We start from the raw sequence: 23,259 nt of genomic DNA on the forward strand, positions 1-23,259 counted from the left end.
TCGTTCGGGGAGGGTTCCTGAAGATCGGGAGAGGGCGCGGATTCGTTCAGGAAGGCTTCCTGAAGGGGCCGCCGCGCCCGGCTCGGCCCGCTTCGCGCTGCTCGGCCCGCCCGCCCGGCTCAGCCCGCCCCGGCCTGGCTCGGCCCGCCCGGCCTGGCTCGGCTCGGCCCGCTCGGCCCGGCTCGGTCCGCTGTTCACCCCGGGCCCGGCCCGCCCGGCTCGGCGCGCTCAGGAAGGCTTCCTGAAAGCTCCGCCCGGCATAGCCTGGCTTATGCAGGGAGGTTTCCTGATGATTGCGCGTGGCCCGGTTCGTACAGGGAGGGTTCCTGAAAGGTGTGAGCCCGGCCCGGTTCGTACAGGAAGGGCCCCTGAAAGGTGCGAGCGTGGCCCGGCTCGTTCAGGAAGGCTTCCTGAACGCTGCGCGCGCCGCCCGGTTCGTACAGGAAGGGTCCCTGAAAGCTCCACCCGGCATGGCTTCGCCGGCCCCGCTCACCCTGGGAGGTTGTCGAACGGTCCCGTCAACCGCCGCAGCAGTCCGGCGAGTTCGCGGCGCTGGTCGCGGGAGAGTTCGGCGAGAATGGCGCGTTCCTGGGTGAGCAGGCCGGCCAGGGAGGCATCGGCCTTGTCGCGGCCCGAGGGGGTCAGGCGGACCAGGACGCCGCGCCGGTCGTTGGGGTCGGGCAGGCGCTCGACGAGGTCCTTCTTGGCGAGCCGGTCGATGCGGTTGGTCATCGTGCCGGACGTCACGAGGGTCTGGGTGAGCAGTGCGCCGGGGGAGAGCTGGTACGGCGCCCCGGCGCGGCGGAGCGCGGTGAGGACGTCGAATTCCCAGGGCTCCAGTCCCACCTCGGAGAAGGCGAGGCGACGGGCCCGGTCGAGATGCCTGGCCAGCCTGCTCACGCGGCTGAGGACCTCAAGCGGTTCCACGTCGAGGTCCGGGCGCTCGCGGCGCCATGCTGCGACCAGACGGTCGACCTCGTCCTCCATGGCGATCAGTGTAAGGGGTCTGTCGACATGAAGTCTCTTGACATGAGCCTTCTCGATATCGACTATCTTGATGTAGAGATATAAATATCGAGGCGACTGGGCAGGTCCGCCTGAACCCGTCGTTCCGGCGACTTGTCCTGAACACGGCCCCCGCTCCACCCGGAACCGGCCGTACCAGCAGAGGGGTTACCGCCCATGCCTGACGCACCCACCTGGGACCCGCAGCAGTACCTCCGTCACGCCGCGCACCGCAGCCGTCCCTTCCACGACCTTCTCGCCCGGATACCCGAGCTGCCCGCGCGCGGGCGCCCCGCGCGCATCGCCGACCTCGGCTGCGGCCCCGGCAACGTCACCACTCTGCTCGCCGGCCGCTGGCCCGACGCCCACATCACCGGCCTCGACAGCTCCCCCCAGATGCTGGCCGAGGCCGCCGCTCTCGCCGGGCCCACCCCCGGCGGCGGCCGGCTCGACTTCGCCGCCGCCGACGCCGCCGACTGGACCCCCGCCGAGCGCTTCGACCTGATCGTCTCCAACGCCGCCCTCCAGTGGGTCCCCAACCACCCCGAGTCCTTCGGCCGCTGGCTCGACGCCCTCACCCCGGGCGGCACCTTCGCCTTCCAGGTCCCCGGCAACTTCACCGCCCCCAGCCATGCCCTGCTGGGCGAGTTGTGCGAGGCCCCGCAGTGGCGCGACCGCCTCGCCGACAAGGGCCGCCGCTACGTCCACATCCTCCAGCCCGCCGACTACCTCGACCTCCTCGCCGACCTCGGCTGCACCGCCGACGTCTGGGAGACCACCTACGTCCAGCTGCTCCAGGGCGAGGACCCCGTCCTCGACTGGGTCAAGGGCACCGCCCTGCGCCCCGTCCTCACCGCCCTCGCCGACGACCCGCCCGCCCGTGAGGAATTCCTCGCCCAATACCGCGACCTGCTCCGCAAGGCCTACCCGACCGGCCGCCACGGCACGGCCTTCCCCTTCCGCCGCATCTTCGCGGTGGCCCGCCGCGGATAGCCGTCACCCGGAGGAAACGCTGTGATCACCGGCCTCGACCACGTTCAGCTCGCCGCGCCCCCGGGCAGCGAACCCGCGCTGCGGGCCTTCTACGCGGGGCTCCTCGGCATGACCGAGGTGCCCAAGCCGGAGCCGCTCGCCGCACGCGGCGGCTGCTGGTTCGAGGCCGGCACCGCCCGCCTCCACCTCGGCATCGACCCGGATCACCACCCGTCCGCCAAGGCCCACGCGGCCTTCCGCGTCCCCGACGCCGACGCCCTCGCCACCCGGCTGACCGCCGCCGGCGTCCCCGTCACCCGGGACGACGCCCTGCCCGGCTTTTGCCGCTGCTTCGCCCTCGACCCGGCGGGCAACCGGCTGGAGTTCCTGACGGAGACGGACGGACGGGCGACGCCCGCTGTCATCCGTACCAGGTGACGTTGCAGACATAGACGCACCGGTGACGGGGCACGGCGAGAAAGCTGAGGAAGCCGCGTCCGCGCATCAGGTCGAACTCCCGGAGGCCGCCCTCCCGGTCGAAGGGGCGGCCGACCTTCGCCGCCTCCGGGCCCAGCGCGGCCAACTCGGTTGTCAGCCGCTCGACCTCGGCCACGACGCCGGGCGGCAGCCCTTCGGTGACGTATTCGGCACTCGGGTTGTAGTCCCATGCCCAGTCCGTCACAGCTGGGCCTCCGCCTCTGCCGCCTCCCGGATCCGGCGGATCTCGGCAATGGCGTCGGAGGGGTCCTGCTCGCCGTCCGCCACGATCCGCTCCAGATGGTGCAGGCGGGCGGCGCGCTCCGGGTGGCGTTCGATCGCGACGAAGACCGCCCACGAATGAACGAAGGCCCGCAAGGGCGCGAGGCTCTGCGTCTGCTGCGCGTTCGTCGTGGCCTCGAAGAGATGCTGGGTCAACGCCGGGATCCGGCTCGGAGCGATACGGGCGACCGCTGCCCGCAGTGCGTCAGGTGTGAGCTCGGGCATGGGCAGCAGCGGCCCGTAGGGACTGTCGGACTGAGCGCTCACGGCGGCCTCCGGTGCTGTACGGACTTCGTACAGTACCGGCCGCAGCCCCCCGCGCCGGCCTCAGTTCTTCCGGTGCCCCACCAGGCGCGGCTTGGCCTCCAGGCCGTCCAGGCCGTGCCAGGCGAGGTTCACCAGATGGGCGGCGACCTCCGCCTTCTTCGGCTTGCGGACGTCCAGCCACCACTGGCCGGTCAGCGCGACCATGCCGACCAGCGCCTGTGCGTACAGCGGCGCCAGCTTCGGGTCGAAACCGCGGGCCTTGAACTCCAGGCCCAGGATGTCCTCCACCTGGGTGGCGATATCGCTGATCAGCGACGCGAAGGTGCCCGTCGACTGGGCGACGGGGGAGTCCCGCACCAGGATGCGGAAACCGTCCGTGAACGTCTCGATGTAGTCGAGCAGCGCGAACGCCGCCTGCTCCAGCAGCTCCCGCGGGTGGCCCGCGGTGAGCGCGCCCGTCACCATGTCCAGGAGCTGACGCATCTCGCGGTCGACGACCACGGCGTACAGCCCCTCCTTGCCGCCGAAGTGCTCGTACACCACCGGCTTGGAGACGCCCGCCTTCGCGGCGATCTCCTCCACCGACGTGCCCTCGAAGCCCCGCTCGGCGAAGAGGGTGCGGCCGATGTCCAGCAGTTGCTCACGGCGCTCCGCGCCCGTCATCCGGACCCGCCGGGGTCGCCTCCCGCTCCCGCCGGAGGGGGAAGCCTTGCCCTTGTTGCCGTTGCTCACGCTGCTGCCGTCGATCGCCACCAGACAATCATGCCGCCTGGGCGGTCTTTTCCTTGCGCCGGGCATCGATGCGGGACGCCTGCGGCCACCGCACGTCGTACGCCCAGCCCGCCTTCTCGAACCAGCGGATCAGCCGGGCACTCGAATCCAGCTGCCCCCGCAGCACCCCGTGGCGCGCCGAGGTCGGGTCCGCGTGGTGCAGGTTGTGCCACGACTCGCCGCAGGACAGCACCGCCAGCCACCAGACGTTGCCCGAGCGGTCCCGGGAGCGGAACGGCCGCTTGCCCACCGCATGGCAGATGGAGTTGATCGACCACGTCACGTGGTGCAGCAGAGCCACCCGCACCAGCGACCCCCAGAAGAACGCCGACAGCGCGCCCTGCCAGGACATCGTCGCCAGCCCGCCGATCAGCGGCGGCAGCAGCAGCGACACCGACGTCCACAGCACGAACTGCCGCGAGATCGCCCGCAGCGTGGGGTCCTTGACCAGGTCCGGGGCGTACTTGTGCTGCGGCGTCTGCTCCTCGTCGAACATCCAGCCGATATGCGCCCACCACAGGCCCTTCAGCAGCGCCGGCACCGTCTCGCCGTACCGCCACGGCGAGTGCGGGTCGCCCTCCGCGTCGGAGAACTTGTGGTGCCGGCGATGATCCGCCACCCAGCGCACCAGCGGCCCCTCCACCGCCAGCGACCCCATGACCGCCAGCGTGATCCGCAGCGGCCGCTTCGCCTTGAACGCGCCGTGCGTGAAGTACCGGTGGAAGCCGATCGTGATGCCGTGGCAGCCGACGTAATACATCACCACCAGCAGCCCCAGATCCAGCCAGCTCACCCCCCACCCCCACGCCAGCGGCACCGCCGCGGCCAGCGCCAGGAACGGCACCGTGATGAACAGCAGCAGCGTGATCTGCTCGACGGAACCCTTGCTGTCACCGCCCAGCGTCGCCGACGGCAGCGGCGTACCGGCGGGCCGGGGTGACTCTTCGACGGTCTGCGGATCAGCGGTCATGTGGCGTCCCTCGTCGGGGGCTCGGGGCACGGCTACGGAACCGTAACCTACGGTTTCGTAAGTATGGCAGCGCGCCGCCCCCGGACAAGGCCGTGACAGGCCCGTACCCGCCACCGGGGTGCACCGCGAAGCCGCCCCGCCGCCCCCGGCCCGCCGCCCCCGCCCGCCCCTGACCTGCGGCCCCGCCCGGACGGCGGGTTCCCAGCCGGTGGACGGTGTGACCACCCTCCGAACGGGAGACCTATCCTGGTGGGCGTCGGACAGCGCGGTCCGCAACCCGCCCACAAGCCCGGACGTGCACCCCGTCGCCCGCGCCCCCACCGGTACCAAGGAGCCGCGAAGCGACGCACCTCCCGGGCCGTCGCCCGCCGCGCCCCGGGGACCGGACAGGCCCCGGACCGGCACGGCACGACGCCCCGCCCAGATCGCCGCAAGGAGCCGCACCTGTGAGCAGTGCCGACAACACCTCCGCCGCCGAGATCAGCGCCCCCGGAAGCAGCCGGCCGGACACGCCGGGCACGGCCGGCGACAACGGCGACCACACCGCCCTGCGCGCCGACATCCGCCGACTGGGCGACCTCCTCGGCGAGACCCTCGTCCGCCAGGAAGGCCCCGAACTCCTCGAACTCGTCGAGCGCGTCCGCGCCCTGACCCGCACCGACGGCGAGGCCGCCGCCGAACTCCTCGGCGCCACCGACCTCGCCACCGCCGCCAAGCTGGTCCGCGCCTTCTCCACCTACTTCCACCTCGCCAACGTCACCGAGCAGGTCCACCGCGGCCGCGAGCTGCGCGCCCGCCGCGCCGCGGAAGGCGGCATCCTCAGCCGCACCGCCGACATGCTCAAGGACGCCGACCCCGAGCACCTGCGCGAGACCGCCGCCCACCTCGGCGTACGCCCCGTCTTCACCGCGCACCCCACCGAGGCCGCCCGCCGCTCCGTCCTCACCAAGCTCCGCAAGATCGCCGAACTGCTGGAGCAGACCGACCTCACCGAGCGCCGCCGCACCGACCTCCGCCTCGCCGAGAGCATCGACCTCATCTGGCAGACCGACGAACTCCGCGTCGCCCGCCCCGAGCCCACCGACGAGGCCCGCAACGCCATCTACTACCTCGACGAACTCGGCCGCGGCGCCGTCGGCGACGTCCTCGAAGACCTCGCCGCCGAACTCGAACGCGCCGGCGCCCCCCTGCCCGCCGGCACCCGCCCCCTCACCTTCGGCACCTGGATCGGCGGCGACCGCGACGGCAACCCCAACGTCACCCCGCAGGTCACCTGGGACGTCCTGATCCTCCAGCACGAGCACGGCATCACCGACGCCCTGGAGCACATCGACGAACTCCGCGGCGCCCTCTCCAACTCCATCCGCAACAGCGGCGCCACCGAGGAACTCCTCACCTCCCTCGGCCGCGACCTCGAACTCCTCCCCGAGATCAGCCCCCGCTACAAGCGCCTCAACGCCGAGGAGCCCTACCGCCTCAAGGCGACCTGCATCCGCCAGAAGCTCCTCAACACCCGCGACCGCCTCGCCGCCGACACCCCGCACGTCCCCGGCCGCGACTACCTCGGCACCGCCGAACTCCTCGACGACCTCACCCTCATCCAGACCTCGCTGCGCGCCCACCGCGGCTCGCTCGTCGCCGACGGCCGCCTGGAGCGCACCCTGCGCACCCTCGCCGCCTTCGGCCTCCAGCTCGCCACCATGGACGTCCGCGAACACGCCGACGCCCACCACCACGCCCTCGGCCAGCTCTTCGACCGCCTCGGCGAGGAATCCTGGCGCTACGTCGACATGCCGCGCGAATACCGCCGCAAGCTGCTCGCCAAGGAACTGCGCTCCCGCCGCCCCCTGGCCCCCAGCCCCGCCCCCCTCGACGAAGCCGGCGCCAAGACCCTCGGCGTCTTCCGCACGATCCTCAAGGCCAAGAAGACCTTCGGCCCCGAGGTCATCGAGTCGTACATCATCTCCATGTGCCAGGGCTCCGACGACGTCCTCGCCGCCACCGTCCTCGCCCGCGAAGCCGGCCTCATCGACCTGCACGCCGGCTGGGCCAAGATCGGCATCGTCCCCCTCCTGGAGACCACCGACGAGCTGAAGATCGCCGACCAGCTCCTCGACGAAATGCTCTCCGACCCCTCCTACCGCCGCCTCGTCGCCCTCCGCGGCGACGTCCAGGAGGTCATGCTCGGCTACTCCGACTCCTCCAAGTTCGGCGGCATCACCACCAGCCAGTGGGAGATCCACCGCGCCCAGCGACTGCTGCGCGACGTCGCCCACCGCCACGGCGTCCGCCTGCGCCTCTTCCACGGCCGCGGCGGCACCGTCGGCCGCGGCGGCGGCCCCTCCCACGACGCGATCCTCGCCCAGCCCTACGGCACCCTCGAAGGCGAGATCAAGGTCACCGAACAGGGCGAGGTCATCTCCGACAAGTACCTCGTCCCCTCCCTCGCCCGCGAAAACCTGGAACTGACCGTCGCGGCCACCCTCCAGGCCTCCGCCCTGCACACCGAACCCCGCCAGTCCGACGAAGCGCTCTCCCGCTGGGACGCGGCCATGGAAACCGTCTCCGACGCCGCCCACGGCGCCTACCGCCGCCTCGTCGAGGACCCCGACCTGCCCGCCTACTTCTTCGCCGCCACCCCCGTCGACCAGCTCGCCGAACTCCACCTCGGCTCCCGCCCCTCCCGCCGCCCCGACTCCGGCGCCGGACTCGACGGCCTCCGCGCCATCCCCTGGGTCTTCGGCTGGACCCAGTCCCGCCAGATCGTCCCCGGCTGGTACGGCGTCGGCACCGGCCTCAAGGCCGCCCGCGAAGCCGGACTCGACACCGTCCTCGACGAAATGCACACCCACTGGCACTTCTTCCGCAACTTCCTGTCCAACGTCACCATGACCCTGGCCAAGACCGACCTGCGGATCGCCGAGCACTACGTCGACACCCTCGTCCCCGACGACCTCAAGCACGTCTTCGACACCATCAAGGCCGAACACGCCCTCACCGTCCAGGAAGTCCTCCGCGTCACCGGCGAGAGCGAACTCCTCGACTCCAACCCCGTCCTGCGCCAGACCTTCCACATCCGCGACGCCTACCTCGACCCGATCAGCTACCTCCAGGTCTCTCTGCTGGCCCGCCAGCGCGAGGCCGCCGCCCGCGGCGAAGAGGCCGACCCCGTCCTCGCCCGCGCCCTGCTGCTCACCGTCAACGGCGTCGCCGCCGGCCTCCGCAACACCGGCTGACCCCCGCACACACCACGGATCTGCCCACACCACGGCGGCCCGCCCCCGAACACCGGGAGCGGGCCGCCGCCGCAATCTCACTCGAAATCCCACCACCGCGGGCCTACAACGCCACCCACGCCCCCACCAGCAACGCCACCCCGGCCAACCCCATCCCCCACGCCGTACGCCGCCACCGCAACCCACCGGCGATCACCAACGACGCCAGCAACAACGCCCCCGCGAACGGCACCCACGCGTACAACACACCCGCCGGACCCGTCCGCACCGCACGGTCACCCCCCGGCCGCAACGCCACCGTGACCCGCTCACCCACACCCGGCGACGCCGCCTTCACCAACGACACCCGCTCCCGCGGCCGCCCCTTGCCCACCGGCACGAACGGCCCCGCGCACCGCTCGTCATCACACGACGTCACCTTCACCGTGCCGGTCTCCCGCCCCGACACCCCCAGCGCATACCGGGCCGACCCCCACGACGTCCACCCGCCCGCCACCAGCAACACCGCCGCCACCAGCACCAGCAGCCCGTTCCGGACAAGCAACATCACCCCGAAGGCGCTCTCACCCGCCCGCCGCGTACGACTGCGTTTGACCGGTCTGGACCCCACCTTGCCTCTGGACATGCCCGGGATCTTTGGCCATGGCCCCGCACCCGGTCAACCTCGAACGCCGGACCCACACCCCCGCCGAAACCCCCCTCCGCCCCCAACCCGCGCCCTCACCTCACGAGTTGTACGCGCTCTGCGCCCGCTCCAACCCCTCCAGAATCAACGCCTCCACCGCATCCGCCGCCCGGTCCACGAAATAGTCCAGCTCCTTACGCTCCGCCGAACCGAAATCCTTCAACACGAAATCCGCCACCGGCATCCGACCCGGCGGCCGCCCGATCCCGAACCGCACCCGGTGATACTCCGCACCCGACGACTTCGTGATCGACTTCAGACCGTTGTGCCCGTTGTCGCCGCCCCCCAGCTTCAACCGCAACGCACCGTAATCGATGTCCAACTCGTCATGAATCGCAACGATCTGCCCCACCGGCACCTTGTAGAAGTCCCGCAGCGCCGACACCGGACCACCCGACAAATTCATGAACGACATCGGCTTGGCCACCACCACCCGACGGCTCCCCGGACCCGGCGGACCCACCCGGCCCTCCACCACCTGCGCCCGCGCCTTGTGCGCCTTGAACTTCCCCCGCATCCGCTCCGCCAGCAGATCCGCCACCATGAAACCCACATTGTGACGATTACCCGCATACTCCGGACCCGGATTACCCAGCCCCACCACAAGCCACGGCTCGGCGTCCGCCATCTCCACCACTCCCGCATCCGCCCGGACCACCCCGAGCACCCCAAAGCCCGCCACCACAACGAGCCACGAAACAACCCAACCGCCACCCCGCACCCGAAGGCGCGCGGCAGCGGTTGGAAAACACCCCACCAAAGGCAGGGACGACGGATCAGCCCTCGGCCGACGCGCCCTCACCCTCGGCCGACTCGGCAGCGGCCTCGGCCTGCGCCGCGACGACCTGCAGCACCACGGCGTCGTCCTCAACGGCCAGCGAGGTACCGGCCGGCAGCACGACATCCTTCGCCTGCACCGAGTCACCCGCGGTCAGACCGGCGATCGACACCGTGACCGACTCCGGCAGGTGAGTCGCCTCGGCCTCGACCGACAGGCTGTTCATCAGGTGCTCCAGCAGGTTCGCACCCGGAGCCAGGTCGCCCTCGGTCACGATCGGCACCTCAACGGTGACCTTCTCGCCCTTCTTCACGGCCAGGAAGTCCACGTGCACCAGGAAGCCACGGATGGCCTCACGCTGCACCGCCTTGGGGATGACCAGCTCGTCCTTGCCGTCCACGTCCAGGCGGATCAGCACGTTCGGGGTCTTCAGCGCCATCATCAGCGCGTGGTTGTGAATGGCCACGTGCTTCGGCTCCGCGCCGTGACCGTAGATGACCGCGGGAACCAGGTTGTCGCGACGCGCCTGACGCGCGGCACCCTTACCGAACTCGGTACGCACCTGCGCGGTGAGCTTGACCTCAGCCATGACTGCACTCCTCGTATCTCGGAAAACCGCTGACCGTTACCCGGCCCACGACAGACCTGCTACGAAGAGCGCGTCGATAACGGACCGCCGCACACACAGGTGCGGCCTCCCTCGCCGAGCAACTCCGTGAGTCTACCCGGCCGGGAGGCCGCCCCAAAGTCGATCAGCGCGCACGCCGATCAGCAACGACGCCGATCAGCGCCTCACTGCTCGTCGAACAGGCTCGTCACCGAACCGTCCTCGAACACCTCACGGATCGCCCGCGCCACCGTCGGCGCCATCGACAGCACCGTGATCTTGTCCAGCTCCAGCTCCGAAGGCGTCGGCAGCGTGTTCGTGAACACGAACTCACTCACCTTCGAATTCTTCAGCCGATCCGCCGCCGGACCCGACAGCACACCGTGCGTCGCCGTCACGATCACATCCGCCGCACCATTCGCGAACAGCGCATCCGCCGCCGCACAGATCGTGCCACCCGTGTCGATCATGTCGTCGACCAGCACACACACCCGGTCCTTCACATCACCGACGACCTCGTGAACGGTGACCTGATTCGCCACGTCCTTGTCACGACGCTTGTGCACGATCGCCAGCGGCGCACCCAGACGGTCACACCAACGGTCCGCCACCCGCACCCGGCCCGCATCCGGCGACACCACGGTCAGCTTGTTGCGGTCGACCTTCGCACCCACGTAATCCGCCAGCACCGGCAGCGCGAACAGATGATCCACCGGACCGTCGAAGAAGCCCATGATCTGATCCGTGTGCAGATCGACCGTGACAATACGGTCCGCACCCGCCGTCTTCATCAGATCCGCGATCAGCCGCGCCGAAATCGGCTCACGACCACGGTGCTTCTTGTCCTGACGCGCATAACCGTAGAACGGCACCACCACGGTGATGCTCCGGGCCGAAGCCCGCTTCAGCGCATCGATCATGATGAGCTGTTCCATGATCCACTTATTGATCGGAGCCGTGTGGCTCTGAATCAAAAAGCAGTCCGCACCACGCGCCGACTCCTGATAGCGAACGTAGATCTCACCATTCGCGAAGTCGAACGCCTTCGTCGGGACCAGGCCGACACCCAGCTGGTGCGCGACCTCCTCGGCCAGCTCGGGGTGGGCGCGGCCGGAGAAGAGCATCATCTTCTTCTCGCCGGTCGTCTTGATCCCGGTCACAGCAAATCTCCTCGAATTCCTGTTTGCGTGCGCTCAACACGGTACGCCCCGCACGGCGCACCACGGCACGGTCAGCGCTCGCCCTCGGACTCCTGGCGAGCGGAAGAAGCAGCCTGCGCGGCGGCACTCCCAGGCCGCTTACGAGCGACCCAACCCTCGATATTCCGCTGCTGGCCACGCGCGACCGCCAACGAACCCGGGGGCACATCCTTGGTGATGACCGAACCCGCCGCGGTATACGCGCCGTCCCCGATCGTGACAGGAGCCACAAACATGTTGTCCGACCCCGTCTTGCAATGCGAACCGACCGTGGTGTGATGCTTCGCCTCACCGTCGTAATTCACAAAAACACTCGCCGCGCCGATATTGGTGTACTCACCGATCGTCGCATCCCCCACATACGACAGATGAGGCACCTTCGTGCCCTCACCGATCGACGCGTTCTTCATCTCCACATACGTGCCGGCCTTCGCCCGCGCCCCCAGCACCGTCCCCGGACGCAGATACGCATACGGACCCACCGACGCCCCCGCACCGATCTCCGCACCCTCGGCCACCGTGAACGACGCCACCGCGCCCTCACCCACGACCGTGTCCGCGAGCCGCGAATGCGGACCCACCTCCGCGCCCGCAGCCACCCGCGTCGCACCCAGCAACTGCGTCCCCGGATGCACCACCGCATCCGCACCGAACGTCACCGACACATCCACCCACGTCGACGCCGGATCCACCACCGTCACACCCGCGAGCATCGCCCGCTCCAGCAACCGCTCGTTCAACAGCCGCCGCGCCTGCGCCAACTGCACACGGTTGTTGATCCCCAGAATCTCCCGGTGATCCCCGGCCACCGCCGCACCCACCCGGTGCCCGGCCTCCCGCAGAATCCCCAGCACATCCGTGAGGTACTCCTCACCCTGACTGTTGTCCGTCCGCACCTTGCCCAGCGCCTCGGCCAGCAGCCGCGCATCGAACGCGAACACCCCGGAGTTGATCTCCCGGATCGCCCGCTGCGCCGGACTCGCGTCCTTGTGCTCGACGATCTCGGTCACCGCGCCGTTCGCACCGTCCCGCACGATCCGGCCGTAACCCGTCGCGTCCGGCACCTCGGCCGACAGCACCGTCACGGCGTTGCCGTCCGCGGCGTGCGTCTCGCTCAGGCGGCGCAGCGTCTCGCCCGTCAGCAGCGGCGTGTCACCGCACACCACCACGACGGTGCCGTCCAGCGCCGCACCGCCGGCGGTCAGCTCCTCCAGGCCCATCCGCACGGCGTGGCCGGTGCCGTTCTGCTCGTGCTGCACGGCGGTACGGACCGACGGGTCGATCTCGCTCAGGTGCGCGCGGACCTGGTCACGGGCGTGGCCCACGACGACGACGAGGTGCTCGGGGTCCAGCTCGCGGGAGGCGGCGACGACGTGCCCGACGAGGGACCGTCCGCAGATCGCGTGGAGGACCTTGGGGGTCGCCGATTTCATGCGGGTTCCCTCACCCGCGGCGAGAACGACGACGGCCGCCAGTGGGGTCTCCCCCGTCCGAGCGGAGCCGAGAACGGGAGGAAGGTTGGCGCTCACGGAGGTGCCCTTCGGCTTCTTGGCTACTTCGGGTGGTGGACATCCGAAGGATACCGGGGCGTATTCCTGACGAAACGCATGCGGGTCCCGACCGAGAGGTCGGGACCCGAACTTTGCTTTGCTCCCCTGCCAGGGCTCGAACCTGGAACAAATCATCCAAAGTGACCCGTGTTGCCAATTACACCACAGGGGAGTGTTTATGACATCAAACCGGACATTCCGTCAGGCCGGTCATGCGGTACCCAACACTATGCCGTACCACCAGCCTTCGACGCGACGGTACAGCTCTGCGCTCTGCCGTACCCGCACCACGAGGCAGCCGTGGTAGTCCTCCCCGACGTTCTTGCGGACCGTCTTCGGGTTGTGCTTCTTGATCGTCGTCTTCTGCAGTGCGGAGGTGTCGATTCCGACGAACTCCGCCCAATACGCTTCGGCGGCCGGTACGTCCGCCGTTGCGTGGATCATCACTCGGTAGGCCAGGTGTGCCGGATCCACGTCGAGCAGTCGTAGCCAGGCGAGGAAGACGCGGATCACACCAGGATCGCTGTTCACGAAGATCACGCTCTCGCGCCGGGCGTAGGGCTTGTCCTTGGTGCCCTCGGCCCAGTACAGAGCGACTCCCGCGATGAAGAGGTCCCGGTCCGACAGCACCTCGATCTCTGCCGTCGCTGCCGCCTTCGTGCGCTGACGTTCCTCCTCGCGGCGGCGGAGTGTCGCCTCCCAGCCGCGCTTCGCGATGGCGGACGCCTCTTCTCGGGTGCGGCGACGGTCGGGCTTGGGGAGGTCGCGCACCCAGAGGGAGATCGAACTCTTCGAGCAGCCCAGCTCCAGTTGGATCTGGTCGTAGGTCTTCCCCTGGAGCCGCAGCTCGCGGGCGCGTGCGCGTACGTCGTCCTTGGCGTTGGGGCGCTTGGTCCACTCCGGAGCCGGTGTGCCGTCCAGGAAGCGGTTGAGGAGGTCGTTGTTGTGGATGCCGAGCCGGTCCCGTATCTGGCGGCGGCTGAGGCCCGCGCGGCGTAGGGCGACGGCTTCGGTGCGTAGTGCGTCGTGGTCGGGGTGGCGTCCGTGGGTGCTGGTGTGCGGCATGGGAACAGGCTGGCGGGACGGGTGTGCGGGTGGGGCGGATATGCGGGCGATTCAGTAGTTCGAGGGATAACCGTGGGTAAGGGCGCGTAACGGGTCGGGAACGTGCACGTGCGCTGTTCGGGGGGTCGGGGCGGGCGCCCGTAGGCTGGTCGGTATGAGCGCGACGGGGGCAGACGGAGAGGCCGGAGCGCGGGCGTGTGCCGTGCCCGCGCGGGGGCCGTGGTGGTGGGCCCGGCGGCGCAGTGCCGTGCTGGACGTGGTGCTGGCGTTGTTGTCGACGCTGGAGTGCGTCGTGGAGGGCGCGGCGTTCTCGGGTGATGTGGGGTTGCCGGAGCCGGTGGGGATTGCGCTGGGTCTGGTGGCCGGGCCGGTGTTGCTGGTGCGGCGCCGGTGGCCGGTGGTCGTGGTGCTGGTGTCGATCGCGGTGACGCCCGCGGACATGGGTGTGCTGCTGGGCGTGGTGGGTCTGTACACGCTGGCGGCGTCCGATACGCCGCGGCGGACGACGGCGTTGCTGGCGGGGATGACGGTGGCGGGGACGTTGGTGTCGACGTTCCTGAATCTGCGGCAGGAGGTGGCGGCGGATCCGGATTATCAGCCGCCGCTGTGGTTCGTGCCGACGATGTCGGTGGCGATGGGGTTGGTGGTGACGGCGCCGCCGGTGCTGTGGGGGCTGTATGTGGGGGCCCGGCGGCGGTTGGTGGAGAGCCTGCGGGAGCGGGCGGACGGTTTGGAGCGTGAGCTGTCGCTGCTGGCGGACCGTGCGGAGGAGCGGGCGGAGTGGGCCCGTAACGAGGAGCGGACGCGGATCGCGCGGGAGATGCACGACGTGGTGGCGCACCGGGTGTCGTTGATGGTGGTGCATGCGGCGGCGTTGCAGGCGGTGGCGTTGAAGGATCCGGAGAAGGCGTCGCGGAACGCGGGTCTGGTGGGGGACATGGGGCGCCAGGCGTTGACGGAGTTGCGGGAGATGCTGGGGGTGCTGCGGACGGGGGAGGCGTCCGGTGGGCGTCCGGCGTCGGGGGCGTCGGGTGGGCCGGAGCGGTTGGCCGCGGTGGCGGCGCAGGCGGTGGCGCACGCGGGGGCGAGGGCGTCGGTGCCGGAGCCGGGTGCGGTGGCCGCGGAGGCCGTGGGCGGTGAGGCCGAGGGGCCGTCGTTGGCGGAGCTGGCGGAGTTGGTGGGTCAGTCGCGGGCGGCGGGCATGGCGGTGGTGCTGTCGGTGGACGGTGCGGAGGGTGCCGGGGTGCCGGGGCGGTATGCGGCGGGGGTGGAGCAGACGGTGTACCGGGTGGTGCAGGAGGCGCTGACGAACGTGCACAAGCATGCGCCGGGGGCGCGGGCCCGGGTGCGGTTGGCGCATCGGGCGGCGGAGGTCGCGGTGCAGGTGGAGAACGGTCCGTCGGACGGTGCGGCGGCGCCGGCGGGGTTGCCGAGCGGGGGGAACGGTCTGGTGGGGATGCGGGAGCGGGTGACGGCGCTGGGGGGCGTGTTCGTGGCCGGTCCGACGGATGCGGGGGGTTTCCGGGTGTCGGCGGTGGTGCCGGCGGGCGGTGCGGGGGCGGCGTCGGACGCGGGTGCGGCGTCGGCTTCCGGCGGCGGGGTGGCCGCCGGGGGGTGAGGCCGGCCGGGCGGCTGGGGTGAGGCCGGGGCTCTCGTGTGCCCGAGTGCTTCCGCCGGCCGTGCCCCCGTCCCCGTAGCCGCTCAGGCGTGCGGCTGCCCGGCGGCCCACGGGGCGTAGCCCCAGGTCAGGGGCCGGTTCAAGCCTCGGCGCAAGTTCTGCCTGCCGGCCGCGCCCCCGGCCCGTAGCCGCTCAGGCGTGTGGCCGCTCGGTGGCCCACGGGGCCTAGCCCCAGTCCAGGCCCCGGCTCAAGCCCCTGTCCCCGGAGCCGCTCAGGCATGCGGCCGTTTGGCGGCCCACGGCGCGTAGCCCCAAGTCAGGCCCGTCCCCGTAGCCGCTCAGGCACGTGGCCGCCCGGTGGCCCACGGCGAGTAGCCCCAGGTCAGGCCCGGTTGTAGCCCCGAGTCAGGACCGGTTCAGGCCTCGGTTCAGGCTCCGGCCCAAGCTTCGGTCAGCCCCCGCCCAAGCCCCGGCTCAGGCGCTCTCCGGTCGTGCCAGCCGGCTCGGTCGCGTGCCGAGGATGAGGGTGTTGAGGGCGTGGTCGATGGTGGGGCCGAGGTACCAGTCGCCGGTGTGGTCGATGCTGTAGACGCGGCCTTCGGTGTCGATGGCGAGGAGGGCCTGGGGGTGGCCCGCGGTGTGGGTGCCGCTGAGTTCCTCGCGGCCGAGGGGGGAGACGTCGGTGTCGAGGGCGCGGCCGAGGTCGCCGAGGGTGCGGGCGAGGTGGAGGCCGTGGAGGGGGTCGATGGTGAAGGGGGTGGGGGCGATGTGGCGGCCGGGGCCGGGGCCGGTGATGTGGAGGCCGCCGAATTCGGCCCATGCCTCGACGGCGGCGGGGAAGACGGTGTGGCGGTGGCCGGCGGGGGAGGTGTGGTCGCGGAGGGTGTCGGCCCAGTGTTCGGCGTGTTTGATGTCCCAGCGGCCGGGGGTCCAGCCGGCTTTCTGGAGGGCGACGTCGACGGCCGGGGGGAAGCGGGTGGAGCCGGCGTGGTCGCGGGGGTCGTGGGTGTCGGTGGCGGGCACGGTGGTGGTCAGCTCCCTGCGGGCGCGTTGCCGATGGGCATGACGCCGAAGTGGGCGAGGAGCGCGTCGCAGGAGCGGCAGGGGGGTGCGTAGCTTCCGTGCAGGGGGTCGCCGTCCTCGCGGATGTGTCGGGCGGTGATCTTGGAGTGTTTCAGGGAGCGGCGGGCCTCGCCGTTGGTGAGGGGTTTGCGGGAGGCACGTTTGCCGCGGTTGCCCTCGACGGCGGTGAGGTGGCGGGAGAGCAGGACGGCTTCGGGGCAGCGGCCGGTGAACCGTTCGCGCTGGGCGGTGGAGAGGGTGTCGAGGAAGTCCTGGACGAGGGGGTGCAGCGCGGGTGGGTGTTCGGCCTTGCTCGCGGTGCAGGTGAGGGTGGCGCCGCGGACGGAGAGGGCGGCGCCGACGGTGGGGAGGATGCCGTCGCGGCGGTGACGGAGCGTGGGGGTGTGCCCGTCGTCGGTGGTGCCGCTCCAGCCGATTCGGGGGTCGCCGGTGGCGGTGGTGTGGTGTGTCGTGGTGCTCATGCGGTGCTTCCCTCCCTGCAAACCCCCCGGTTGCGGGGGTCAGCCTGCCAAATGTCCCGGGTGTTCCGGTAGTCGGGCATGCCGTGGAGGGCGTCACGGGCGGGTGACAGTGTGTTGCGGGTGGGGCAAGAGGGCTGGCTGGGGCGGTTGTGGTGGGTGGGGCGTGGTGGAGTGGGCGGTGGGGTTTGCGGGGTTCCGTGGGGTGGTGCGGAGGGCGTCCGGTACCTGCGGTACGCCCTTGCGGTACGGCATAGGCTGTGCGCAGTAGCCAGATTCAGCCAGGGGGCACCGCGATGACGACAGGTCGGCTCGGGCAGCATGCCGCGCCACCGAACACCGCTTATGCCGGGCAGGTCGTGCATTTCCCGGATCCGGTCCGTGCCGCCCGGCACCCGGCGGGGGTGCGGATGGACGGGCGGGGTTTCCCGTCGTTCACGCCGTATGCGCGGGCGGCCGTGGAGATCGCCGAGCCGCCGGAGGGGTTCGGCGTCGATGAGCTGCGGTTGACGGATTACGTGTCGGCGAACGCGGCGATGCACGCGCGGCGGCACGAGCTGTGGGCGGAGGGTCCGGCGGTGGCGACGCCGCACGGCTGGACGTGGCATCACGTCGCGGGGACGCGGCGGTTGGAGCTGGTTCCGGTCGAGGTGAAGGCGTTGCTGCGGCACCACGGCGGGCTGGCGACGGCGGCGGTGGCGCACGACAAGCGCGGTACGCGGCCGTTGCAGGAGACGCGTCCGGTGCACTTCGGTCTGGCGCACCGGGGGATCTCGGTGGGTGAGGAGCAGGTGGCGCAGGCGGAGGAGGCGCTGGGGTACCGGCTGCCGGGTGCGTACCGGTCGTTCCTGAAGGCGGCGGGGGGCTGTGCGCCGGTGGGGGTGGGGCTGGACGCGGAGTTGGGGCTGCTGGTGGACCAGCCGTTCTTCACGGTGCGCGACGACGCGGCGGTCAACGATCTGGTCTACGTCAACAAGTGTCTGCGCGATCACCTGACCAAGGACTATCTGGGTGTGGCGTTCGCGCAGGGCGGGTTGCTGGCGGTGAAGGTGCGCGGTGCGGACGTGGGTTCGGTGTGGTTCTGCCCGTACGACGATGCGCGGGACCGTGACGGGTGGTCGGTGCAGGAGCGGGTGGAGCGGCTGCTGTTGCCGTGCGGGGCGGATTTCGATGCGTTCCTGGAGCGGCTCGCGGGGAATCCGCCGGAGCTGGAGACGGTGGCGAATCTGATGGTGGACGGTGGCTTCGCGCAGGTCGTCCCGGTGGAGGGGTGAGCGCGGTGGTGACGTTCGCGCAGGCGCAGGAGCGTGCGGAGCTGTGGGTGAACGGCGACGTACCGGCGCAGCTCCAGCGTGAGGTGCGGGTGCGGGAGTTCGATCTCGGGTTCGTCGCGTGGGCGGAGGACCGGGAGGACGGTCCGCGGTCCGACGGGGGCCGGAGCCGGTTGGTGATCGCGCGGGACAGCGGGGAGACGACGCTGTGGCCGGGGTTGCCGGTGGGTGAGGTGATCCGGCGGTACGAGGAGGAGTACGGCGCGGCGGCGGCGCGTCCGGCGTCGGTGGCGGCGGCGCCGCGGATCGATCTGGAGGCGACGTCGTTCCTGTTGACGCCGCCGGAGTGGTTGCAGGAGGCGGCGGATGCGCGCGCCGAGGCGTCCGGCGGGGAGGCCGCGGCTCCGGCCGCTCCGGTGCCCGCGGCCGGTGGTCCGGTCGGCGGGGACGGTGCGGCCGATGCCTGGGCCGGGGTGAACGTGACGCCGGGGGCCGGTGACGGTCCGGGGGTGGCGGACGACGACCGGTCGGTGGCGCCGCCGCAGACGGTGTTCGCGCCGCCGCTGGCCGGTCTCGACGAGGTCGGCGAGGAGGACGGGGCGGACACCGCCGCGCCGCGGATCAGCCCCGAGGCGAAGACCGAGCTGCTGCGGGGCGGCAGTCAGTTGCCGCGGACGCAGGTGGCGCCGGCGGTCGATCGGGAGGCGTCCGGTGCGTCGGGTGCGGCGGGAGGTGACGGTGCGTCCGGTGCGGGTGCCGCGGCGCCGCCGATGCCGCCGGCGCCGCCCGCGGCTCCGGGGCTGGCGGATCTGCCGCCGCCGTCCGGCCCGCCGGTCGCCGATGTGCCGCCGCCGCAGGGCGCCGCGCCCGCGCCGCCTGCGCCGCCCGCCGCCGGTGGTGGCGTGCATGCGGCGGCGACGGTGCTGGCCGCCGGTGCCGCGGTGCCCGCCGATGCGGCGGGTCCGCCGCCGCCTCCCGCGGTGCCCGGTGCGGAGAAGGCGCCGTCCGCGGGTGCGGGCGCGCCCGCCGGGGGTTACGTACGGACGCAGCTGGTCTCGCAGTTGGACGGCGAGGACGTGGATCTGAGCGCGGTGGACGGGGCCGGCGGGGCGTCCGGTGGCGCCGGTTCCGGTGCGGCCGGGGGCGGGGTGCATGCCGCGGCGACGATGCTGGCGTCCGGTGCCGCGCTGCCCGATCCGGCGGCCGGTGGTCCCGGTGCGGGCGGCCCCGGTGTGCCGCCGCCGCCCGGTCCGCCCGGCGCGCCGAAGGGGGCCGCCGCCAAGTCCGGTGGTGCGGGCGGGAGTTCGGGCTCGGCTCCGGACGGTCCGCCGCCGCCTCCGCCGCCGGTGCCCGCGGTCGGTGGTGCCGGGGGCGGGGTGCATGCCGCGGCGACGATGCTGGCCTCCGGCGCGGCGGTGCCCGGTCCGGTGGCGCCCGGTCCGGTGGGTTCGGGTGCGGCCGGTGGTTCCGGTGCGCCGCAGGGTGCGGGTCCGGCCGCGCCGCCGCCCGCTCCGCCGCAGGGGCCGGGGCCCGCCGCTCCGCCGCAGGCCGCGCCCCCGCAGGGCGCCCCCGGCGGGTACGGCTATCCGCCGACGCCGGGCGGGGTGCCGACGGTCGGGCCCGGCTACATGGCGGTGCTCAGCTACCGCGCGCCGGACGGTTCCGAGCAGAAGATCGTGCGCCGGTCCGCGCCCGGTACGCCGCACCCGGAGTGGCAGCTCCTGCACGAGCTGCGGGGGATGAACATCCCGCCGCAGCAGGTGCTGGAGCTCCACACCGAGCTGGAGTGCTGTGAGGTGCCGGGCGGCTACTGCGCCCGGCTGGTCCGGGACACCTGGCCGCAGGTGCGGATCAGCCACACCGCCGCGTACGGCCGTGACCACGCCTCGCGGCAGCAGGGCGTCCGTCATCTCGTCGAGCACCAGGGCGAGTTGCACCAGGTGGCGGACGGTCCGGCGCGGCCGGCCCCGGTGCGGGCGCCGCTGCCGCACCCCTCGCAGGTGCAGCCGGTGCCCCCGGCGCCGCCGCAGGTCATCGGGCAGGAGCTGGAGCAGGCGTTCGGCCCGCAGGCGCTGTTCCGTTTCGATCAGCGGGCGGTCTCCCGGCAGGGCGTGCCGGAGGTCGTCGCGCAGATGCTGGTCTGGGCGGGGCTGCCGGTCGACTTCGGGCCGTTCTTCTGGGCGCAGGCGCAGCCGGGCCGTCCGGTGCCGACGCTGGCGGAGCTGGCGGCGGAGCGCGGTGTGCAGCCGTCGGCCGACGCGGGCTCGTACCTGGTCATGGGCAACGACTACGGGCGTCAGCTGTGTGTGCAGTACGGCACGGCGCACATCGTGGCGGTGCCGCTGGAGGGGGTGCCGGGCGGGCAGCCCGCGCCGGCGCAGTTCGTCAACAGCGGGCTGCCGGAGTTCACGCGGTGCCTGGCGATGCTGGGCCGGATGTGGCGGCTGCGGTACGGGCTGACCCCGGAGCAGGCGGGCCGCTGGACGGTCGATTTCCAGGCGCAGCTGGTGGCGCTCGACCCAGCGGCGCTCGGTTCGCCGGAGACGTGGTGGTCGGTGCTGCTGGAGCAGATGTGGGACGGGTTGCTGTAAGCCCGTAAGCCTGTGCGAAAGGGTCGCTGACCACCGGTTTTCCGGGGGCGGCGGCCCTTTGCCGTCCCGCTCGGGCTGCGGGAGCGGCGCGGCGCGCGGACCATACCGGTATGGAGCAGCTCGGGCAGGAGCCGCCACCGCCGTCCGTACCGGCCGACCGTGCCGGGCGGTGCGGCGGGCGCCGCGCCGGCGGGAGTGGCCGGCGGCGCCGGCGGTGGCTGCGCCGGACGCTGCTGGCGCTGCTGGTCGTGGTGGTGCTGCTGGTCGCCGGGGGTGTGGCGGCGTACCGCTGGGCGGGCGGGCAGGTGCGGCACGTCGCGGCGATCGGCGCGTACCCGGGCCGTCCGGCGGCCGGTGCGGGCACGAACTGGCTGCTGGTCGGCTCGGACAGCCGCGCCGGGCTCACCCCGCAGCAGCGCAAGGAGCTGCATGTGGGCAACGGCGGCGGGCGGAACACCGACACGGTGATGGTGCTGCACACCGGCGCCCGTGGCCCGTCCCTGGTGAGCCTGCCGCGGGACAGCTACGTGACGGTGCCGGGCCACGGCCGCCGCAAGATCAACGGGGCGTACGCGGCGGGCGGGCCGCAGCTGCTGACCCGCACCGTGGAGCAGGCGACGGGGCTGCGCATCGAGCGGTACGCGGAGGTGAACTTCCTCGGTCTGGTGCAGGTCGTCGACGCGCTCGGCGGCGTACGGATCTGTCCGGAGAAGCCGCTGAAGGACGCGGAGTCCGGTGCGGATTTCCGGGCCGGGTGCCAGCAGGTCGACGGGCGGCAGGGGCTGGCGTACGCGCGGGCCCGCTACAGCGATCCGCAGGGCGACCTCGGGCGGGTGAAGCGGCAGCGGCAGCTGATGGGGGCGGTGGCGGACCGGATGCTGAGCACCGAGATGCTGCGCCATCCGTCCCGTCCGGCGCCGGTGGTGCGCACCACGCTCGCGGCGATCCGGGTGGACGACGGCGCCGGGATCCGGCAGCTGGTGGAGCTGGGCCGGTCGCTGCGGAAGATCACCGGCGGTGCGGGCCGGGCGGTGACGGTGCCGGTGGCGCGGCCGGGGGTGAGCGTCAGCGGTGCGGGGGACGTGCTGATGTGGGACGAGCCGAAGGCCCGGCTGCTGTTCGACGCGCTCCGCAAAGATGATCCAATTCCGACTTCTGTCATCAATTGACGCATCCTGGTGGGGTGGGAGCGGTCTCCTGCCGCCTTGCGGGCGGCCCGGGCCGCTCCGGAGAGTTGAGTGCGGGACGGCGCGTCGGCCGGACAGAGCGGTCCGGGCGGCGCATCGTCGCGGAGGGCGTGACGGTGCGCGCGCCGGAGAGGGGCATGAGGATGACTGCGTCGGTATCGCCGCACGGTTTCGTGACCGTACGCGGACGCGGCTACCGTCCGCACGACGTGGACCGCCGCGTCGCGGGCCTCACCGTGGACCGCGACTCGTGCTGGGAGCGGGTCGCGCAGCTCACCGAGGAGGCCGAGCGGCTGGCGGCGGAGCTGTCGGAGCTGCGCGCGTACGTCGCCACGATGCCGCCGCAGACCTACGAGTCCCTGGGCGAGCAGGCCCGGCTCATCCTCACCACCGCCGAGTCCGAGGCGGCCCGGCTGCGCGCGGACGCGGAGCGGGCGGCCGAGGAGCTGCGGGACGCGACGGTGGCGTACGCGTGCGACACCGGGGAGGCGGCCGACGAGGTCGCGCACGCCCGCCGCAAGGACGCCGAGGAGCGCGGGCAGCGGGTGGTCGACGCGGCGCGCGCGGACGCGGCGGCGCGGGTGAAGGCGGCGGAGAAGGACGCCGCGCAGTGGCGCGAGGAGGCCGCCGAGGCGCTGCGGGAGATGCGGCGCCGCACCGCCGAGATGCTCGCCGACGCCGAGCAGCGGCAGGCCGACGCGTGGGAGGAGTGCGGCCGGGAGATCGCCGGGCGGGAGGCGGAGACGGCCCGGCGGATCGTGGAGCTGGAGGAGCGCGGCCGGGAGGTCGTGGCGCTGGCGGAGCGGCACCGCGCGGAGACGGAGGAGGCCGCGCGCCACCGGCAGGAGGACGCCGAGGCCCGCGCCGCCGAGCTGCTGGCCCAGGCCGGTGTCGAGGTCGAGCGGATCGAGCGGGCCACCGCCCGGATCCTGCGCGAGCACCAGGAGGAGCGCGATGAGCTGCGCTCCCACATGACCCATGTCCGCAACAGCCTGGCCGCCCTGACCGGCAAGGACCCGGGGGACCTGACGGGCGAGGAGGACGGCCCGGCGGCTCCCGAGCCGCCCGCGGGCTCTCCCGCGGGCCCCACGACCGGCCCCGCCTCCGGCGATCTGCGTGCCCCCGTCAACCCGGACGACGAGGACACCATCGAGACGGAGCTGCCGCGCCCGACGTGAGCCGGCCAC

General features: G+C 72.2%; 21 protein-coding genes and 1 tRNA gene. 8 read left to right on the plus strand and 14 right to left on the minus strand.

Going from position 1 to position 23,259, the window contains the following annotated elements:
• Positions 1 to 489: 489 nt before the first annotated feature.
• Positions 490 to 987 (minus strand): MarR family winged helix-turn-helix transcriptional regulator, encoded by a 498-nt coding sequence (locus ABT345_RS07815; protein ID WP_345090497.1) that lies wholly within the window; start codon positions 985 to 987, stop codon positions 490 to 492.
• 195 nt (positions 988 to 1,182) lie between these two features.
• On the opposite strand from ABT345_RS07815, the gene ABT345_RS07820 reads away from it, so the two are divergent.
• Positions 1,183 to 1,998, plus strand: a complete 816-nt coding sequence (locus ABT345_RS07820; RefSeq protein ID WP_345090500.1) for a trans-aconitate 2-methyltransferase — start codon at positions 1,183 to 1,185, stop codon at positions 1,996 to 1,998.
• 21 nt (positions 1,999 to 2,019) lie between these two features.
• Complete coding sequence (locus ABT345_RS07825) at positions 2,020 to 2,415, plus strand: VOC family protein (RefSeq protein WP_345090503.1); 396 nt, start codon at positions 2,020 to 2,022, stop codon at positions 2,413 to 2,415.
• Here the strand turns inward: ABT345_RS07825 and ABT345_RS07830 are convergent.
• From ABT345_RS07830 to ABT345_RS07845, 4 genes are read right to left on the minus strand one after another with little or no spacing between them, the layout of a single operon-like run.
• Positions 2,399 to 2,659, minus strand: coding sequence for a hypothetical protein (locus ABT345_RS07830; RefSeq protein WP_345090506.1), 261 nt, complete (start codon positions 2,657 to 2,659; stop codon positions 2,399 to 2,401). The genes ABT345_RS07825 and ABT345_RS07830 overlap by 17 nt on opposite strands.
• The gene (locus tag ABT345_RS07835) at positions 2,656 to 3,003 is read right to left on the minus strand and encodes a DUF6247 family protein (protein ID WP_345090509.1); all 348 of its coding nucleotides are present in this window, start codon (positions 3,001 to 3,003) and stop codon (positions 2,656 to 2,658) included. The genes ABT345_RS07830 and ABT345_RS07835 overlap by 4 nt, the downstream gene beginning before the upstream one ends.
• Positions 3,004 to 3,063: 60 nt before the next feature.
• A complete protein-coding gene (locus ABT345_RS07840; protein WP_345090512.1) occupies positions 3,064 to 3,756 on the minus strand; it encodes a TetR family transcriptional regulator in 693 nt (230 codons plus the stop codon).
• A 7-nt stretch (positions 3,757 to 3,763) separates the two neighbouring features.
• Positions 3,764 to 4,744: an acyl-CoA desaturase gene (locus ABT345_RS07845; RefSeq protein ID WP_345090515.1), complete on the minus strand. Its 981-nt coding sequence runs from the start codon at positions 4,742 to 4,744 to the stop codon at positions 3,764 to 3,766.
• Positions 4,745 to 5,190: 446 nt separating this feature from the next.
• Here ABT345_RS07845 and ppc point away from each other — a divergent pair, with 446 nt between their 5' ends.
• On the plus strand, positions 5,191 to 7,980 hold the full coding sequence (gene ppc / locus ABT345_RS07850) for a phosphoenolpyruvate carboxylase (protein WP_345090518.1): 2,790 nt from the start codon (positions 5,191 to 5,193) through the stop codon (positions 7,978 to 7,980).
• 103 nt (positions 7,981 to 8,083) lie between these two features.
• On the opposite strand, the gene ABT345_RS07855 is transcribed toward ppc, so the two are convergent.
• The 7 genes from ABT345_RS07855 to ABT345_RS07885 all read right to left on the minus strand — a co-directional run bounded on the left by ABT345_RS07855 (position 8,084) and on the right by ABT345_RS07885 (position 13,864).
• Positions 8,084 to 8,527 carry a hypothetical protein gene (locus tag ABT345_RS07855; RefSeq protein WP_345090520.1) on the minus strand — a complete coding sequence of 148 codons (444 nt, stop codon included), beginning with the start codon at positions 8,525 to 8,527 and terminating at the stop codon, positions 8,084 to 8,086.
• Positions 8,528 to 8,705: 178 nt separating this feature from the next.
• Complete coding sequence (pth, locus tag ABT345_RS07860) at positions 8,706 to 9,293, minus strand: aminoacyl-tRNA hydrolase (protein WP_345090523.1); 588 nt, start codon at positions 9,291 to 9,293, stop codon at positions 8,706 to 8,708.
• Between the two features lie 148 nt (positions 9,294 to 9,441).
• Entirely contained in the window at positions 9,442 to 10,032 is a 591-nt protein-coding gene (locus ABT345_RS07865) for a 50S ribosomal protein L25/general stress protein Ctc (protein ID WP_345090526.1), read from the minus strand.
• Positions 10,033 to 10,235: 203 nt separating this feature from the next.
• Entirely contained in the window at positions 10,236 to 11,210 is a 975-nt protein-coding gene (locus tag ABT345_RS07870) for a ribose-phosphate diphosphokinase (protein WP_345090529.1), read from the minus strand.
• Between the two features lie 71 nt (positions 11,211 to 11,281).
• Positions 11,282 to 12,724, minus strand: coding sequence for a bifunctional UDP-N-acetylglucosamine diphosphorylase/glucosamine-1-phosphate N-acetyltransferase GlmU (gene glmU / locus ABT345_RS07875; RefSeq protein WP_345090798.1), 1,443 nt, complete (start codon positions 12,722 to 12,724; stop codon positions 11,282 to 11,284).
• A 175-nt stretch (positions 12,725 to 12,899) separates the two neighbouring features.
• Positions 12,900 to 12,971: transfer RNA gene (locus ABT345_RS07880), tRNA-Gln, on the minus strand.
• Between the two features lie 38 nt (positions 12,972 to 13,009).
• On the minus strand, positions 13,010 to 13,864 hold the full coding sequence (locus tag ABT345_RS07885; protein ID WP_345090532.1) for a hypothetical protein: 855 nt from the start codon (positions 13,862 to 13,864) through the stop codon (positions 13,010 to 13,012).
• Between the two features lie 154 nt (positions 13,865 to 14,018).
• Here ABT345_RS07885 and ABT345_RS07890 point away from each other — a divergent pair, with 154 nt between their 5' ends.
• Positions 14,019 to 15,482 (plus strand): sensor histidine kinase, encoded by a 1,464-nt coding sequence (locus ABT345_RS07890; protein WP_345090535.1) that lies wholly within the window; start codon positions 14,019 to 14,021, stop codon positions 15,480 to 15,482.
• Between the two features lie 474 nt (positions 15,483 to 15,956).
• On the opposite strand, the gene ABT345_RS07895 is transcribed toward ABT345_RS07890, so the two are convergent.
• Positions 15,957 to 16,505 (minus strand): SUKH-3 domain-containing protein, encoded by a 549-nt coding sequence (locus tag ABT345_RS07895; RefSeq protein WP_345090538.1) that lies wholly within the window; start codon positions 16,503 to 16,505, stop codon positions 15,957 to 15,959.
• Positions 16,506 to 16,513: 8 nt separating this feature from the next.
• Complete coding sequence (locus ABT345_RS07900; protein ID WP_345090541.1) at positions 16,514 to 17,026, minus strand: YwqJ-related putative deaminase; 513 nt, start codon at positions 17,024 to 17,026, stop codon at positions 16,514 to 16,516.
• 293 nt (positions 17,027 to 17,319) lie between these two features.
• On the opposite strand from ABT345_RS07900, the gene ABT345_RS07905 reads away from it, so the two are divergent.
• The 4 genes from ABT345_RS07905 (at position 17,320) to ABT345_RS07920 (ending at position 23,250) form a co-directional block, all read left to right on the plus strand.
• A complete protein-coding gene (locus tag ABT345_RS07905; protein WP_345090544.1) occupies positions 17,320 to 18,297 on the plus strand; it encodes an SMI1/KNR4 family protein in 978 nt (325 codons plus the stop codon).
• Positions 18,298 to 18,302: 5 nt separating this feature from the next.
• Positions 18,303 to 20,885 carry an SUKH-4 family immunity protein gene (locus tag ABT345_RS07910; protein WP_345090801.1) on the plus strand — a complete coding sequence of 861 codons (2,583 nt, stop codon included), beginning with the start codon at positions 18,303 to 18,305 and terminating at the stop codon, positions 20,883 to 20,885.
• A gap of 110 nt (positions 20,886 to 20,995) precedes the next feature.
• On the plus strand, positions 20,996 to 22,054 hold the full coding sequence (locus ABT345_RS07915) for an LCP family protein (protein ID WP_345090547.1): 1,059 nt from the start codon (positions 20,996 to 20,998) through the stop codon (positions 22,052 to 22,054).
• A gap of 161 nt (positions 22,055 to 22,215) precedes the next feature.
• Positions 22,216 to 23,250, plus strand: coding sequence for a coiled-coil domain-containing protein (locus tag ABT345_RS07920; protein WP_345090550.1), 1,035 nt, complete (start codon positions 22,216 to 22,218; stop codon positions 23,248 to 23,250).
• Positions 23,251 to 23,259: the final 9 nt, after the last annotated feature.

It is taken from the genome of Streptomyces sp. NPDC000404, assembly GCF_040300365.1.
GTDB classification, from domain to species: domain Bacteria; phylum Actinomycetota; class Actinomycetes; order Streptomycetales; family Streptomycetaceae; genus Streptomyces; species Streptomyces ramulosus.

Bases quoted from the DNA above. Each gene is read 5' to 3' on its own strand.
- ABT345_RS07815 (WP_345090497.1), bottom strand. From the start codon at position 987: ATGGAGGACGAGGTCGACCGTCTGGTCGCAGCATGGCGCCGCGAGCGC.
- ABT345_RS07820 (WP_345090500.1), top strand. From the start codon at position 1,183: ATGCCTGACGCACCCACCTGGGACCCGCAGCAGTACCTCCGTCACGCC.
- ABT345_RS07845 (WP_345090515.1), bottom strand. From the start codon at position 4,744: ATGACCGCTGATCCGCAGACCGTCGAAGAGTCACCCCGGCCCGCCGGT.
- ABT345_RS07855 (WP_345090520.1), bottom strand. From the start codon at position 8,527: ATGTTGCTTGTCCGGAACGGGCTGCTGGTGCTGGTGGCGGCGGTGTTG.
- pth (WP_345090523.1), bottom strand. From the start codon at position 9,293: ATGGCGGACGCCGAGCCGTGGCTTGTGGTGGGGCTGGGTAATCCGGGT.
- ABT345_RS07865 (WP_345090526.1), bottom strand. From the start codon at position 10,032: ATGGCTGAGGTCAAGCTCACCGCGCAGGTGCGTACCGAGTTCGGTAAG.
- ABT345_RS07885 (WP_345090532.1), bottom strand. From the start codon at position 13,864: ATGCCGCACACCAGCACCCACGGACGCCACCCCGACCACGACGCACTA.
- ABT345_RS07890 (WP_345090535.1), top strand. From the start codon at position 14,019: ATGAGCGCGACGGGGGCAGACGGAGAGGCCGGAGCGCGGGCGTGTGCC.
- ABT345_RS07900 (WP_345090541.1), bottom strand. From the start codon at position 17,026: ATGAGCACCACGACACACCACACCACCGCCACCGGCGACCCCCGAATC.
- ABT345_RS07905 (WP_345090544.1), top strand. From the start codon at position 17,320: ATGACGACAGGTCGGCTCGGGCAGCATGCCGCGCCACCGAACACCGCT.
- ABT345_RS07915 (WP_345090547.1), top strand. From the start codon at position 20,996: ATGGAGCAGCTCGGGCAGGAGCCGCCACCGCCGTCCGTACCGGCCGAC.
- ABT345_RS07920 (WP_345090550.1), top strand. From the start codon at position 22,216: ATGACTGCGTCGGTATCGCCGCACGGTTTCGTGACCGTACGCGGACGC.